The 13,474-nt window shown below is 73.9% G+C and carries 14 protein-coding genes; 7 read left to right on the top strand and 7 right to left on the bottom strand.

Translation table 11 applies throughout. The features are described 5' to 3' along the window. Window positions 1-96: 96 nt before the first annotated feature. From AB0H12_RS42220 to AB0H12_RS42205, 4 genes are read left to right on the top strand one after another with little or no spacing between them, the layout of a single operon-like run. Entirely contained in the window at window positions 97-258 is a 162-nt protein-coding gene (locus AB0H12_RS42220; protein WP_499631439.1) for a hypothetical protein, read from the top strand. Then, complete coding sequence (locus AB0H12_RS42215) at window positions 255-1,166, top strand: DUF6807 domain-containing protein (RefSeq protein WP_499631436.1); 912 nt, start codon at window positions 255-257, stop codon at window positions 1,164-1,166. Before AB0H12_RS42220 ends, AB0H12_RS42215 begins: the two co-directional genes overlap by 4 nt. Beyond that, complete coding sequence (locus AB0H12_RS42210) at window positions 1,163-1,882, top strand: cupin domain-containing protein (RefSeq protein ID WP_499631433.1); 720 nt, start codon at window positions 1,163-1,165, stop codon at window positions 1,880-1,882. The genes AB0H12_RS42215 and AB0H12_RS42210 overlap by 4 nt, the downstream gene beginning before the upstream one ends. Before the next feature lie 22 nt (window positions 1,883-1,904). Beyond that, the gene (locus AB0H12_RS42205; protein WP_499631430.1) at window positions 1,905-3,017 is read left to right on the top strand and encodes a Gfo/Idh/MocA family protein; all 1,113 of its coding nucleotides are present in this window, start codon (window positions 1,905-1,907) and stop codon (window positions 3,015-3,017) included. Window positions 3,018-3,088: 71 nt separating this feature from the next. Here AB0H12_RS42205 and AB0H12_RS42200 read toward each other — a convergent pair whose 3' ends face one another. Further along, window positions 3,089-5,143: a hypothetical protein gene (locus tag AB0H12_RS42200; protein ID WP_499631427.1), complete on the bottom strand. Its 2,055-nt coding sequence runs from the start codon at window positions 5,141-5,143 to the stop codon at window positions 3,089-3,091. A 76-nt stretch (window positions 5,144-5,219) separates the two neighbouring features. Continuing rightward, window positions 5,220-6,482, bottom strand: coding sequence for a hypothetical protein (locus AB0H12_RS42195; RefSeq protein WP_499631424.1), 1,263 nt, complete (start codon window positions 6,480-6,482; stop codon window positions 5,220-5,222). A 180-nt stretch (window positions 6,483-6,662) separates the two neighbouring features. Between AB0H12_RS42195 and AB0H12_RS42190 the strand changes: the two genes are divergently transcribed. Continuing rightward, on the top strand, window positions 6,663-7,004 hold the full coding sequence (locus AB0H12_RS42190; protein WP_499631421.1) for a helix-turn-helix domain-containing protein: 342 nt from the start codon (window positions 6,663-6,665) through the stop codon (window positions 7,002-7,004). 10 nt (window positions 7,005-7,014) lie between these two features. On the opposite strand, the gene AB0H12_RS42185 is transcribed toward AB0H12_RS42190, so the two are convergent. After that, window positions 7,015-7,605: a ClpP family protease gene (locus AB0H12_RS42185; RefSeq protein WP_499631418.1), complete on the bottom strand. Its 591-nt coding sequence runs from the start codon at window positions 7,603-7,605 to the stop codon at window positions 7,015-7,017. Further along, on the bottom strand, window positions 7,602-8,225 hold the full coding sequence (locus AB0H12_RS42180) for a ClpP family protease (RefSeq protein ID WP_499631415.1): 624 nt from the start codon (window positions 8,223-8,225) through the stop codon (window positions 7,602-7,604). Before AB0H12_RS42180 ends, AB0H12_RS42185 begins: the two co-directional genes overlap by 4 nt. Before the next feature lie 143 nt (window positions 8,226-8,368). Between AB0H12_RS42180 and AB0H12_RS42175 the strand changes: the two genes are divergently transcribed. After that, window positions 8,369-11,500, top strand: a complete 3,132-nt coding sequence (locus AB0H12_RS42175) for a TIR domain-containing protein (RefSeq protein ID WP_499631413.1) — start codon at window positions 8,369-8,371, stop codon at window positions 11,498-11,500. A gap of 29 nt (window positions 11,501-11,529) precedes the next feature. Here the strand turns inward: AB0H12_RS42175 and AB0H12_RS42170 are convergent, their stop codons facing one another. Both AB0H12_RS42170 and AB0H12_RS42165 read right to left on the bottom strand, forming a co-directional pair. Further along, the gene (locus AB0H12_RS42170) at window positions 11,530-12,069 is read right to left on the bottom strand and encodes an SUKH-4 family immunity protein (protein ID WP_499631410.1); all 540 of its coding nucleotides are present in this window, start codon (window positions 12,067-12,069) and stop codon (window positions 11,530-11,532) included. A 204-nt stretch (window positions 12,070-12,273) separates the two neighbouring features. Next, window positions 12,274-12,450 (bottom strand): hypothetical protein, encoded by a 177-nt coding sequence (locus AB0H12_RS42165; RefSeq protein ID WP_499631408.1) that lies wholly within the window; start codon window positions 12,448-12,450, stop codon window positions 12,274-12,276. Window positions 12,451-12,463: 13 nt separating this feature from the next. Between AB0H12_RS42165 and AB0H12_RS42160 the strand changes: the two genes are divergently transcribed. Further along, complete coding sequence (locus AB0H12_RS42160) at window positions 12,464-12,949, top strand: hypothetical protein (protein ID WP_499631405.1); 486 nt, start codon at window positions 12,464-12,466, stop codon at window positions 12,947-12,949. A 51-nt stretch (window positions 12,950-13,000) separates the two neighbouring features. On the opposite strand, the gene AB0H12_RS42155 is transcribed toward AB0H12_RS42160, so the two are convergent. After that, window positions 13,001-13,474 (bottom strand): cellulose binding domain-containing protein (locus tag AB0H12_RS42155; protein ID WP_499631403.1); only part of this gene is annotated, 474 nt, incomplete at its 5' end.

Here is a 13,474-nt window from a genome sequence, read left to right as displayed (position 1 = left end):
CTTTCCAAGGTGCTGTCAAGCACTCCGGGGCCCCTTGACTGCGTGCGAGGCGTCCCTGAATACTCACCGGAAAGCGCTTTCCGCAAGGAGGTCCGGATGGACGAGGTCGTCATCGCGCCCCTCGGTGTGACCGGTAGGACGGGGTACCGCCGGCGCCCGGCCCGGTCCGTCCACCCGATCCGGGACACCGTCGAGCCGGACGGCGGCCTGCTCGAGGGTCCGCGCCGCCGGGTGGGCGTGCCGGAGCTGACGTGGTGAGCACCTTGGCCGTGCGGCACGACATCGGGTCCGCGCTGACCGTTCGCGCCGGCGACGTCGACCTCGTCCGCTACACCTACGTGCCCGACACGCCGCGGCTGGAGTCGCCCAAGCCGTTCCTGCACCCGGTCCGCACGCGGGCGGGGCGGGTGGTGAGCTTGTTCCGGCCGCACGACCACGTGTGGCACAAGGGGATCGCGTGGTCGTTGCCGAACGTCGGCGAGGAGAACTTCTGGGGCGGTCCGACGTACGTGCACGGGCGGTCCTACGTGCAGCTGGACAACAACGGAACCCAGTCGCACCGGCGGGTGGTCGACGTCGGCGCGGAGGGGGAGAGGGCCTGGTTCACCCACGAGTTGGACTGGATCACCCAGGCCGGCGACGCGGTGATCACGGAGCGCCGGACGATCGCCGCGTCCCTGCTGTCCGCCGGGGCGTGGGCGTTGACGTTCGACACGACGATGACGAACACCTCGGGTCAGGAGATCGCGTTCGGCTCGCCGACCACGCGCGGCCGGGAGAACGCGGGATACGGTGGTCTGTTCTGGCGCGGGCCGCGCTCGTTCACGGGTGGGACCGTCGTGACGCCCGACGGCTCCGGTGGTGACGAGGTGCGCGGCAGGCGTGCCGAGTGGATGGCCTTCGCGGGCAGGCACGACGGCGACGACGCGCGGTCCCTGGTCCTGATGGTCGACCACGGGGCCAACCCGCACCACCCGCCGCGGTGGTTCGCCCGGTCCGAGCACTTCGCCTGCCTGAACCCGGCCCCGTTCTTCAGCGAGGAGCTCGTCGTCGCGGCCGGGGCGACCGTGCGGTTCCGCTACGGCGTGGGGGTGGCCGATGGCGGCGAGGAGGGCGCCGAGGCCCTGGCGGATTCGGTGCGCGGTGTGTTGGGTGGGGCGGTGTGAGCACGTTCCCCGGCGGTACGTCGCTGTCGTTCCTGGACGTCTACGACGACGCGGCTCCTGATGGTGTGGTCGGCGGGAGCCCGCACGTGCACTTGGCCTCGACCGAGTGCTACGTGGTCGTGGGCGGTGAGGGCGAGCTGCACGCCGTGACCCTCGACGGTTGCCGCGAGATCCCGCTCGTCGCCGGCTCGGTGGTGTGGTTCACCCCGGGCACGATCCACCGCGCGGTCAACCACGGCGGTCTGCGGGTGGTCGTGCTGATGGGCAACGCGGGGTTGCCCGAGGCCGGTGACGCGGTGATGACGTTCCCGCCCGAGGTCGTCGCCGATCGGGACCGGTACCGGGACGCGGCGACGTTGCCGGTCCGGGGGACGGAGGCCGAACGCGCCGCCGACGCCCGCCGACGTCGTGACCTGGCGGTGGAGGGCTTCGTCCGGATCCGGGACGCGGTCCGCGCCGGTGATCGGGCTCCGCTGCGGGAGTTCTACGCCTCGGCGGCGGCGTTGGTCCGGGATCGGGCCGGCTCGTGGGCGGGGATCGTGCGCGACGGGCCGCTCGACCAGGCCGAGGCCACCCTCGCGATCACGCGGGACGTGTCCCTCGGCGTGGCCGCGCACCTGGAGCGGGCGGCCGTGTTCCGGACGCCGGAACCGGAGCGCGTGTTCGGCATGTGCGGGCGGCTGAGCCCGGTCGACGTGGGTCTCCACCTGGAATGACAGCGGACGAGGAGCACTTTTCGTGACGAGTCGTAGCTACACCTGTGCGATCGTCGGCACGGGCGCGATCGCCGGCGCGCACGCCGAGGCGATGAGGAACCTGGCCGGGCGGGCGCGGCTCGTCGGCGTGGTCGACCTCGAGCCCGACCGGGCCGCCGCGTTCGGGGCGACCTGGGACGTGCCCGCGTACCCGACCCTGACCGCGCTGATCGAGGCTCGGCGACCCGATCTGGTCCACGTGTGCACCCCACCGGGGACGCACCTGCCGCTCGCGTTGGAGTGCCTGGCGGCGGGTGCGGTGCCGGTGGTCGAGAAGCCGCCGGTGCTGTCGTTGGCCGGTCTCGACCGGTTGCGCGCGGCCGAGGACGCGGCCGGCGTGCCGATGGCCACCGTGTTCCAGCACCGGTTCGGGTCCGGCGCGGTGCGGTTGCGGCGGCTGGTGGCCGAGGGCGCGCTGGGTCGGCCGTTGGTGGGGTCGGCGAGCACGTTGTGGTTCCGCGACGACGACTACTTCGCCGTCCCGTGGCGGGGGAAGTGGGAGCTGGAGGGCGGCGGGCCGACCATGGGCCACGGCATCCACCAGTTCGACCTGCTGCTGTCGATCCTCGGCCGGTGGAGCAGCGTCACCGCGATCGCCGCGCGCCAGGCCCGGCCGACCGACACCGAGGACGTGTCCGCCGCGCTCGTGCGGTTCGACTCCGGCGCGGTGGCCACCGTGGTCAACTCGGTGGTCTCGCCGCGTCAGACCAGCGAGCTGCGCTTCGACTTCGAACGGGCCACCGTGGAGCTGGAGCACCTCTACGGCTACGACGACGGGCACTGGACGTTCACCGCCGCGCCCACGTCGCCCGACGTCGTGTCGGCGTGGGACAGCGGGCCGGCCGACACGCCCAGCGGCCACACCGCCCAACTCGCCGCCGTGCTCGACGCCCTCGACAGCGGCGGGACCCCGCCGGTGTCCACCGCCGACACCAGGGTGACCATGGAGTTCGTCGCCGCCGTCTACGCCTCGGCGTTCACCGGCCGCACGATCGACCAGGGCGAGATCACCGACGGCCACCCGTTCTACGACAGCATGGCCGGCGTCGGCGCGCCCTGGCTGACAACCACGTCGGGGCTACGGCGGTCCGGGTGAGGGTCGCCCCGTCCGGGACGAATGACGAGGTCTGATCTCGCGGGCGCGGGGGTGCTCCCGCGCCCGCTCGCTCAGGAGACCTCCGGGTGGATCTGGGTCTCCCGACCGGTGAGGGCGTCGATCGCGAAGACCCGTTCGACCCGGGCGTTGGCCTGGAGCGTCGGGAAGTCCGTCAGCTCCACCGGGTCGCCTTCGGCGCGGTTGGGGCCAACCAGGACGTAGACGTCGCCGTTGGCGCTGCGGGCCGGGCTGGCGGCGACGGTGTCCGACACCTCGCGTCCGGGGCGTTCGGCCGCCTCGGGCTCGGCGCGGCCGTCCAGGTTGGTCATGAACTCGGCCAGGTCCATGAGGGAGTGCCGTTGGCCCTGGGCGTCGATGGTGTCGCCGGCCCAGAAGAAGGACCCCTCGCCCTTGGTGGCGAGGATGTCGCGGATGGTCTCCTGCCAGCGCTCGCCCTCCTCCGCCGGGAGGTCGCGCAGGTCGAGGCAGGGCTTGCCGTCCACCGAGGTGATCGGGAAGCCGTGCTGGTCGCGCTCGGACGGCCAGTCCTGCTCTCCGCCGCCGCCACCCGCGCCACCGCCGCCGTGCTCGCCGTTGCCGTGCTCGTCGCTGTCGCGGCCCTCACGGTCCCGGCTGTCACGATCGCCCGCCTCGCGGTCCCGGCCGCCGTGCTCGGTGCCATCGCGGTCCCGGCTGTCACGGTCGCCGGCCTCGCGGTCCCGGCCGGGACGTTCGTTGTCCGAGGCGTCACGGTCGCCGCGACCGCCCTGGTCCCCAGGCGACTGCTCGCCGGGACGGAGGCCGGCGAGGTCCGGGACGGCCGGGGTCGTGGGCAGGGCGCCGCCCGGCAGGGACGAGCCCGGCGCTCCCGTGCCGCCGGAAGTGCCCGTGCCGCCGCCCGTGCCGAGGTCGGGGATCGTCGGCTGCTTGAAGAGGTCCTTCGGCACTTCCGGGATGGGGGGCGTCGGCGGAGGTGTCATGCCACCCAACGGCACGCCGCCGGAACCACCGGGCAGAGCACCGGAACCACTGGCCGAACCGCTGCCCGTGCCGAGGTCCGGGATGGTGGGCTGCTTGAAGAGGTCCTTCGGCACCTCGAGGATGGGAGGCGTCGGCGGCGGTGTGGCGTTCGCCGAGGGGGTGGCGCCGCCGGCCGGGGTCTTCGTGCCCGATGCCGACTCGCCGCCGGTCGTGGGGGTGTTCTTGAGGGCGTCCGCCAGGTTCGCGCCACCGCCGCCACCGGAACCGCTGGGGACGGGCGGCGGATCGGGGATCTCGGGGAAGGCGGGCACCGGGGCGGCCTGGGGTGTCGCGGCTTGCGGGGGCGGGGTCGACGTTCGGGCGGCGGCTGTCTTGGTCTCGTCCGGCGAGCCGGCGCCGTTGGCGGTGGGCACGCCTGCCGGGGCGGACGGCTTCGTCGCGGTGTCGGCGGTGGGCATTCCCGCGGCGCCCGGCATCGGGGGCACCTGTCCGCTGGGGACGCCGGCGGTCTGACCGGTCGGCGCGCCGCCGCCTTGACCCGCGGGTGCGCCGCCGCCCTGGCCGGTGGGTTCCGGGCTGGTGTAGTCGGAGGCCTGCGTGGTGCCGTCCGCGCCCGGGATGTCGGTCGTCGGCGGGACCTGCGGCCCGCCGGGCTGGGAGGCGGCGCCTGCGCCGCTCCCGGCGTCGCCGGGGATCGTCCCGGTCGGGGTGACCGGCGGACCCGGGGTGGTCGGAGCGCCGTTGGGGCCGCCCGCCGGTGCGCCCTGCGGGCCGTTGGCGATCGTGGCGGGTTCTACCGCGGCGAACTGCTCGCCGCCGGCGCGGTCGGCTTCCTGCTGCGTCCGCGCGGTGGCCCTCAGCCCTTCGCCGACGAGTCCCAACGTCGAGGCGGCCTTGCCCGTCAGGTCGACCGACCTGTGGTTGGAGGCGTTGAACGCCTCGACGGCGAACGCGCCGGCGGTGCCGAACGCGTTGCCCGCCAGGCCTTGGCCGGACAGCTTCGAGGACACCTCTTCGTAGCCGGTGCGCAGGTCGTCGGCTTGCTGCTGGAGCGTGTCCATCGCGGACGCGTCCATCGTGAAGCCGGAGTCGCCGCCGGGAGGGGGTGGCGTGCTGATCGTGGTGGGGGTCAGGTTGGTGACCATGGCGTTGCCTCCGCGGAACGCAGGGAAGTGGAAGGACGGGGAGGTGCTCGGCCGGGCGGTCGGGGACCGCGCGCGCCTACTCGGTCTCCTCGACCCTGCGGACCGTCGCTTCGCGGGTGGCGGCCACCGCGCGCAACTCCGCCTGCTCGGCGGCTCGGTAGTGGGTGACCGGCTCGGTGACGCGGACGGCCTGCTCGTAGTGGACGGGGGCGTCCGCTCGGGTTGCCCGCACCATCGGCTCGGCCTGCACGTAGGTCGCGCGCATCACCGGTTCGGCCTGGACGGCGTGGCGGGCTTGGAGTGGTTCCTCCACGCGGACCGCCCGCATCATCGGTTCGGCCTGGACCGCCTGCCGAGCCTGGAGCGGTTCCTCCGCCACCCGCGCGGAGTAGGTGGGCTCGTCGGGCACGAGTCGACCGGTGAGCCGTTCGGCCGCCACGGCTTCCATGGGTCGCAGCGCTTGCATCTCTTCGGCAGCGACCATCGGCCTGGCCTCCATCGGCCGCAGAGCCTCGGCGGGCTCGCCCCCGCGCAGCACGCGCCTGGACGCGGTGCGGGCCGGTTGCGCCTCCGACCCCCCGCCCGTGGCGGCCTCGAACCGTTCCCAGCCGCGGCCGACCTCGTCCGCGATCTCGTCGAGCTGCTTGACCCGGTCGACCTGGCGGGTCAGCGCCGCGTGCAACTCGTCCATCTTGGCCGAGATGCTCGTGCCGAGTTGGGACGCGCTGTCCACCACCGCCGCCAGGAACATCGCGATGGACGCGCCGAACGTGATCGGGGCGAAGACGTACGCCGTGATCGCACCCGGCACCAGCGAGTTCGAGTACTGGCCGACGGTGTGCAGCAGCGCCTCGCGCAGCGCCTGCACCATCGCGCCGCTGTTCTCGACGACCACGCCCTTCACCGCCACCGCGCCGGCGAGCGAGTCCAGCTCCTCGCCGAGGGTGTCCATGCTGGTCCGGTAGGCCTCCTGGGCCCTGCCGGTCCACCCCTGGGGCTTGGCCAGCGTGTCGCGCTGCTTCGCGGCCAGCTCGCGCATCCGCTCGGCGGCGGAGCGGATCGCGTCCGCGGTGGCCTGCACGCTCTGCCGGTCGCCCTCCAACTGGTCGATCGGCTCACGCAGGAAGGTCACGTAGTCGACCGCCCACCCCGCGACGCCCCGCAGGCTCGCGAACGGGTCGTCGGGGAACTGACCGCCGGTCGGCCTGCCCACCACGGAGTCCGGCTCGGCCTCCGCCTCCTTGCCGATCGCCTCGATCCGCTGCCGGACGTCGGCCCTGGCCGCGGTCTTCCTGAGCACGGTACGCGCGGGGACCACCTCGGCGGTGCCTGTTGCCATGAGCCGGACCTTCCTCACAAGCGCTGGGTTCGAGCCGGGACGGAGACGCCTGACCCTGGCAGCCAAGTGATCGCCGCCAACGTCGCGCCAACGTTGTGCTAACGATCAACGCCCGCCCACCGTGTCCGCCGGGAGCGGAACCGCTGCCCCTGAGCGCCGGGCCTGCGTCACGATGGCGACATGGCGGACATCCTCCCTTTCCACCAGAAGCGCACGCCGGATCGCGAGCCGGACCCGCTGTGGCGCGACGTGCTCGGCCGATCCCTGCGCGCGGCGAGGGAGGAGCGGGGCAGCCGCCTCGTCGACGTCGCGGAACGGGCGGGCATCTCGCCGCAGTACCTCTCCGAGATCGAACGCGGCCGCAAGGAGCCGTCCAGCGAGATGATCGCCGCCGTCACCGGCGCGCTCGGCGTCGACCTCCTCGACCTGCTCGCCGACATCGCGGGCGACGTCCGGCAGCGCCGCGGCACGGGCCCCGCGGTCGGACGTCGCCCGGCGGGACCCGTGCTCATGGCCGCTTGAGGCCGCGGTCTCAGTCCCGGTGTTCGAGGACGCGGTCCGCGAGCCCGTAGCGGACCGCGTCCACCGCGGAGAACACCCGGTCGCGGTCGGTGTCGTGCCGGAGTTCCGCGACGTCGCGACCGGTGTGCAGCGAGAGGATCGCCTCCAGCTGGGCACGCACGCGCACCACCTCGTCGGCCTGGAGGATGAGGTCCGGGATGGTGCCGCGACCCTGCGCCGCGGGCTGGTGCAGCACCACCCTGGTGTGGGGCAGCACGAAGCGGTGCCCCGCCGCGCCGGCGGCCAGCAGCACCGCGCCGGTCGCCACCGCCTGGCCGACGCACGTCGTCGACACCGGCGCCGTGATGTAGCGGATGGTGTCGTACAGCGCGAGCATCGCGGACGGGTCGCCGCCCTCGTTGTTGATGTAGAGGTTGATCTCGCGGTCCGGGTTGTCCGCCTCCAGGTACAGCAGCTGGGCGATCAGCGCGTTGGCCACACCGGAGTCGATCGCGGTGCCGAGGTAGACGATCCGCTCGGACAGCAGGTGCGAGTAGACGTCCATGATCCGCTCGCCGCCGAGGCCGCGGGTGATGACGTTGGGGATGGTGTACGTGCTCATGCGCGGGCCCCCGTCCGGGTGCCGAGGCCCAGCTCGTGCGTGCGCACGGGCACGACTTGGTCCAAGCGCTCGACGACGTGGTCGATGAAGCCGTAGTCGAGCGCCTGCCCGGTGGTGAACCAGCGGTCGTGCAGGGAGTCGGTGAAGATCCGGTCGATCGGCTGGCCGGTGTCCTCCGCGATGAGCCCGAGCACCGTGTCGCGGGTGTGCCGCAGGTCGTCCGCCTGCACCTGCACCTCGACGGCCGATCCGCCGATCCCGGCCGAGCCCTGGTGCATCAGGACGCGGGCGTGGGGCAGGGCGAAGCGCTTGCCCGGCGTGCCCGCGGACAGCAGGAACTGCCCCGCGCTGCACGCCAGTCCCAAAGCGAGCGTGGCCACGTCGCACGGCACGAGCCGCATCACGTCGCGGATCGCGAGCATCGCCGGCACCGAGCCGCCCGGCGAGTGGATCCACAGCGCGATGTCCTTGTCCGGGTCCTCGGCGGCCAGGGACAGCATCTGGGTGGCGAGCACGGTGCCGTTGTCGTCGTCGAGCGGCCCGTCGAGGACGAGCACCCGTCGGCTGAAGAACCGGTCTCGCAGTCGGTGGTCGAACAAGGGCTGCTTGGTGTCGGTCATGCTCCGACCATGCCGAGGCGCCGGGGCGTTTCGCGGGACGTGCTGCTGTGGGCAGATCAGCTCTCGGCAGTGGGCGAGGTAGCGCTCGGGCGGGTTCGGCCGACACAGTGGCAGTGGGCGTCGCCGCGGGGTGGGGAGGAACGGTGGAGTGGGACTTCTTCCTGGCGCACGCCGGCGCGGACAGTCCTGCCGCCGAACGGCTGCGGTCCCTGCTGGAACCGCACGCGACGGTCTACGAGGACTCGATGTTGCGCGCCGGCGAGGAGTGGGACCTCGTCCTCGACCGGCACCTGCGGGCCTCGCGGATCACCGTGGTGCTGGTGTCGCGACGCACGGAGAACGCCGTCTACCTGCGTGAGGAGATCGCGCGCGCGATCACGTTGGCCCGCGCGGACGGTCGGCGGCGCGTCGTGCCGCTGGTGCTGGAGCAGGTGGACGCCCTGCCGTACGGGCTGGAGCTGCGGACGCCGATCCGGCTGGGTGACGGCCTGGACCTGGCGGGTGCGGCGGGCAAGCTGCTGGAGTCGTTGCGCGACTCGCGCCTGCCGCGCGGCGAGGGACCGCACGTGGTCGCGGCGCAGCTCGGGCCGCTGCTGCGCCGGCTCGACCTGGACGCGCTGGGCGGCGTCGCCTCCGAGCTGCTGGCGGCGGCCGTGACCGAGGTCGGCGGTTCCGACGCGCTGTGGCTGCACCTGGCCCGGCGCGGGCTGGACCCGCGGGTGTTGCTGCCGTCGTTGCCCGGTCACGACGAGGCGGTGGCCCGCTGGGTGCACGGCGCCGAGGCCGTGCCGGGCGCGCGCGACCTGCCGGCGGCGGTGAGGCGGCAGTTGGTGCGCCGGCTGGCCGACGAACGCACCGACCTCGTGGCGGCCTCGGTCGAGCTGCGGCGTGAGGTGCTGTCCGGTCGGGCCGCCTCCCCGGACGCGCGACGCCTCGCCAACGCCCTGGCCGCCGCCCTGCCACCGGTCCGGTCGGCCTCCACCGAGGCGGTGCTGCTGCGACTGGGCGAGGCCGCCGGCCTGCCCGTGGCGCTCACGCCGTTGCACCGCACGGCGTTGGGCATGACGGCCTTGCCGCCGCGCGAGCCCGCGTTGGCCGGTCGGGGCGGGCTGGTGGCCGACCTGGCCACCCGGGTCACCGCGCGGCTCGCCGAGCGGGGCCGCGCCACGGCGTTCCTCACCGGTCAGCTGGGAGCGGGCGTCTCGGCCGTGGCGGTCGAGGCGGCCCACGTGCTGGCCGACCGGTTCCCCGGCGGCGTCCGGTACGTGGACCTGCTCGGCCTCGACGCGCGGCGGACCCCGTCGGACGTGGCGAAGCTGGTGTGCCACAGCGTCGGCGTGACGCCCGAGCCGGGCGCGGAGGCGGCCCACCTGCGTGCCGCGCTGGACGGTCGCGGGGTGCTCCTGGTGCTGGACAACGCGTTGGACGCCAAGCACGTCGCGCCCCTGGTGCCCGCGCCGCCGACGTGCGCGGTCGTCGTCACCTCCCGCAACCGCACGCAGGGCTACGCCGACGTGGTCCTGCACGTGCCGCCGCTGGACCGCGCGGCGTCGGTCGAGCTGCTGGCCGGGGTCCGGGCCGGCGCACCGGCCGAGGCGTTGGACCGGATCGCGGCGGCGTGCGCCGACCTGCCGATGGCGTTGCGGCTGATCGCGTCCTGGATGACCAACCACCCGGAGACCGGCGCCGAGGGCGTGGCCAGGCTGGTGGGGCGCGAGCGGACCAGGCTCGCCTTCCTCGACGACGACGTGCTGCCGATGCGGCTGGCCATCGAGCTGAGCTACCGGCACCTGGACGACGACGGGCGCACGGCGTTCCGGTACCTGCCCGCCGCGCCGGGCTCGGCCGCGACCGCCGAGGACCTCGGCCGGGGGCTGGGACGGGACCCGGACGTCACCCGGCTCACCCTCTACCGCCTGGTCGACCGGAGCGTGGCCGGGCACGAGGAGCTCGGCGACCCGCCCGAACCGGTGTTCCGGCTGTTCGAACTCGTGCGCCTGTACGCGCGGGAGCGGCTGGAGGCGGAGGAGTCGCCGGACGCCGTGGCCCGCTTCCGCCGGCTGCTGCTCACCAGGCTGCGCGACGACCTGCGGGCCGGCGCCGAACCCGACCTCGTCCTGCGGCTCGACCCGACCCCGCTGCTCGCCGCTCGCGACCTCGCCGAACGCGAGGAGTGGTTCGACCTGGCAGGCGACCTCACCGACGGGCTGCGCGCCGTGCACGAGGCGGAGTCCGACGACGAGTCCGTCCGCCGCGACCGCGAGCACGCGGCCCGGCTGCGCGACCGTGCCGGCAACGCCGAGGCGGCCGTGCGCGAGTACCTGGACCTGGCGCGCACCCTCGACGGGGAGGCCGCCGAGGCCGCGTTCGCCTCCGCCGAGCGCGTCGCCGCCGACGCCGGGCTCGTCGAACTGGTCGGGCGCGTCACGTTCGAGCTGGCCGTGCACCTCGCGGGCCGGTCCGACCTGGCCGGCGCCCTGGCGGCGGGACAGCGGTCGGTCGACGCGTTCCGGACCGTCGGCAAGAACGCCACCGCGCTGCCGGTGGCGATCAACAACACCAGGCTCGCCCTGCGCCTGTCCGACTTCGACGCGGCCCGGCGCTGGGTGGCCGTGACCCGCACCCTGATGGACGCCCGGACGCCGGTGCGGCTGCGTGCCGACGCGTTCTACGAAGAGGCCCGGGTGGCGACCGGCCCCGGCGCGCCCGCCCTGTGGCGCAAGGCCGCGGACCTCTTCGAGGAGGTCCGGAACTTCGGCAACGCCGGGCTGGCCGCGTTCTCCGGCGCCCGCGCGGCGCGCCGCCAGGCGTCCCACGCCGAGGCCTCCGAGCTGTTCCTCGCCGCCGCCCACCTGCACCGCGCGGCGAAAGACGACGCCCGAGCGTTGTGGGCGACGGTCGAGCTGGCCGCCACGCACGCGGAGATCGGCGAACACGCGCGAGCCCGGGACCTCCTCGCGGATCTGGACGACCTCCGGAGCGCGGTGTGGCACCCCGGCGTGGCCGCGGAGGTCGGCCTCCGCGTCGCCGCGCTGTCCTACCTGGCCGACGGCTCCCACCCGGCGCCGGACCACCTGCCCGCCGTTCCCGGCGACCCCGACGAGCGGACCCGCCGGCTCGACCGGGTCGCGGCCACCCTGCGCCGGTCGAAGCCCGACAAGGCCGCCCTGCGCCGGTTCGCGGAGTCGCCGATGGTCTACGAACCTCCCGGCCACGAGCACTGGCTGCACGACCTCGGCGAAGAACCGGCGGACCGGCGGGCGCTGCGCGCGTGAACCGGATCGCCCTCACCGGAGCGGGTCGGTCAGTACAGCCACCGATCCAGGACCGCGGGCCAGAAGTGCGTCCGGTGATCGCCGCCGCGCGCGGACGGGTCGAGGCGGGCGATCCGCTCCCCCAGGTCGGCGAGCTCCGCGAGTGCCCGCTCCTCCGTCGTCGGGTCCTCGTCCCAGTGGTGGATCGCGGTCGAGCCGGCCAGCCAGGTCCCGACCAGGTGGAGCGAGCACAGCCAGTGGTCGATCGAGGAGTTGACCAGCCGCCCGCCGCCCGCCGCCCGCTCCAGCACCTGCCCGGTCTCCGGTTCGGCGGCGTAGGTCGCGTCCGGCCGGGACGGGTCGAGGCCGCGGCCCGCGAGCCGGTACCCCGTCGGCTCCGCCGTGAACGACACCACGTCGACGACGCCTTCGAGCAACGGCACGCCTGCCGAGACCAGCGACGCCTTCTGCCGTTGCAGCAGTCGCCAGTCGGCCAGGTCCGACTCGGCGGCGCGGATGACCCGCCCCGATCCGGCCCAGGCTTCGAGCGCGGTGAAGGCCGGCGGAAGGGGAAGATCACGTGCCGTCACGCTCGACGAGGCTAGCCGAGGCGCTCGGAGTCGCCCGGTCTGCGGGGCCGCCCTCCCCATGATCACGGCCGGACAGCGCGGGCAGCGAGCTGTTCGTCAACCCGTTGATGGGCGTGTGCTTCGCGGTCGACCTGCTCGCGCTCGCCGCGTCCGTCGGCTACGCGTTGTCGCGTGCGCTTGAAACGTCGTCGTCCGCGTGGGCGATCATGGGGGTATGAGGTCCTTAGGGGGATTACTCGTCGGCGTGTGCTTGTTGTCCGCGTGCAGCACGCCGGTGTCCGGTTCGGCGGTCGCGGAGCGGACGAACGCCACCGCCGTTACCACGTCCAGCGCGCCGTCGTTGAACGACCGGTTGCCCACGATGGTGCAGCAGGGGGCCATTCCGAAGGACGGGATGGCGGATTACGGCTTCACCGGTCCGTCGGCCGAGGAGTACGCCTTCCAGTGGCAGCCGAAGCCGTGCGAGGTGGAGGTCGAGGCCGAACGCGGCTACATGCCCACGCTGTACCGCGAGTGGATCAACGACGAGATCGTGATGCGGCAGGTCGTGACCGGGTATGCCGAGGCCACCGGGGCCGAGGTCCTGCGGCAGGTCATCGAGGCCACCCGGCAGTGCGCCACCTGGTCGATCGAGCCGGACCCGCAGCAGTTCACGGTGCTCAAGGACGTCGTCGTGGACGCGCCCGAGGGGGTCGACCCGTTCCTCGGGTACTGCGCCACGACCGCGGACGACACCAAGACGTACTGGCTGTGCGCGGCGTTCTTCTCGCACGGGAACCTGCTGTCGTGCGTCTACACGGTTCGGGCGGACTACCCGCCGGAGACGTTGGACGACCTGTACGGCGTCCTGCCCAGGGCGGTGCGGCACTTGACGAGTTGACCGGTGCGCCCCTCGGCGGGTGCGAGGGGCACACCGGCGTGCGTCAGCGGGTCAGGGACTGGTGCAGCTCAGCGTCGTGGCGGTCGGCGAGCCGTTGGCGATGAACCCGAACGTGGTCGAGGCGTTGGCGCCCAACGAGCCGTTCCACGCGGCGTTGCGGATCGCGGCCTGGCTGCCGGAGCCGACGGACACGCCGCCCCAGACCTGGGTGATGGTCTGGCCGGCGGCCAACGTCCACCGCACGGTCCAGCCGGTGATCGGAGCGCCGGCGGTCACCGTGACGTCGGCCTGGAAACCGCCCTGCCACGAGTTGACCGTGCGGTAGGAGGCGGTGCACGCCCCGGTCGGAGGTGTGGTCGTCGTCGTGGTGCTGGTAGTGGTGCTCGTCGGTGGGGTGTCAGAGGGTGCGACGGCCCGACCGGTCGCGGGCGAGATCATGCCCGCGCACAGGTTGCGGCTCGCGAGGTTCGCGGCGATCTGGGGGACGGCGTTGATGGTGGTCTGGTAGCCGTCGTGCATGAGGAT

This window comes from Actinosynnema sp. NPDC023794 (assembly GCF_040639675.1).
Lineage (GTDB): Bacteria > Actinomycetota > Actinomycetes > Mycobacteriales > Pseudonocardiaceae > Actinosynnema > Actinosynnema luteola.
The sequence above is the reverse complement of the archived record's forward strand: the minus strand, read 5'-3'. Positions and strand labels throughout refer to the sequence as shown.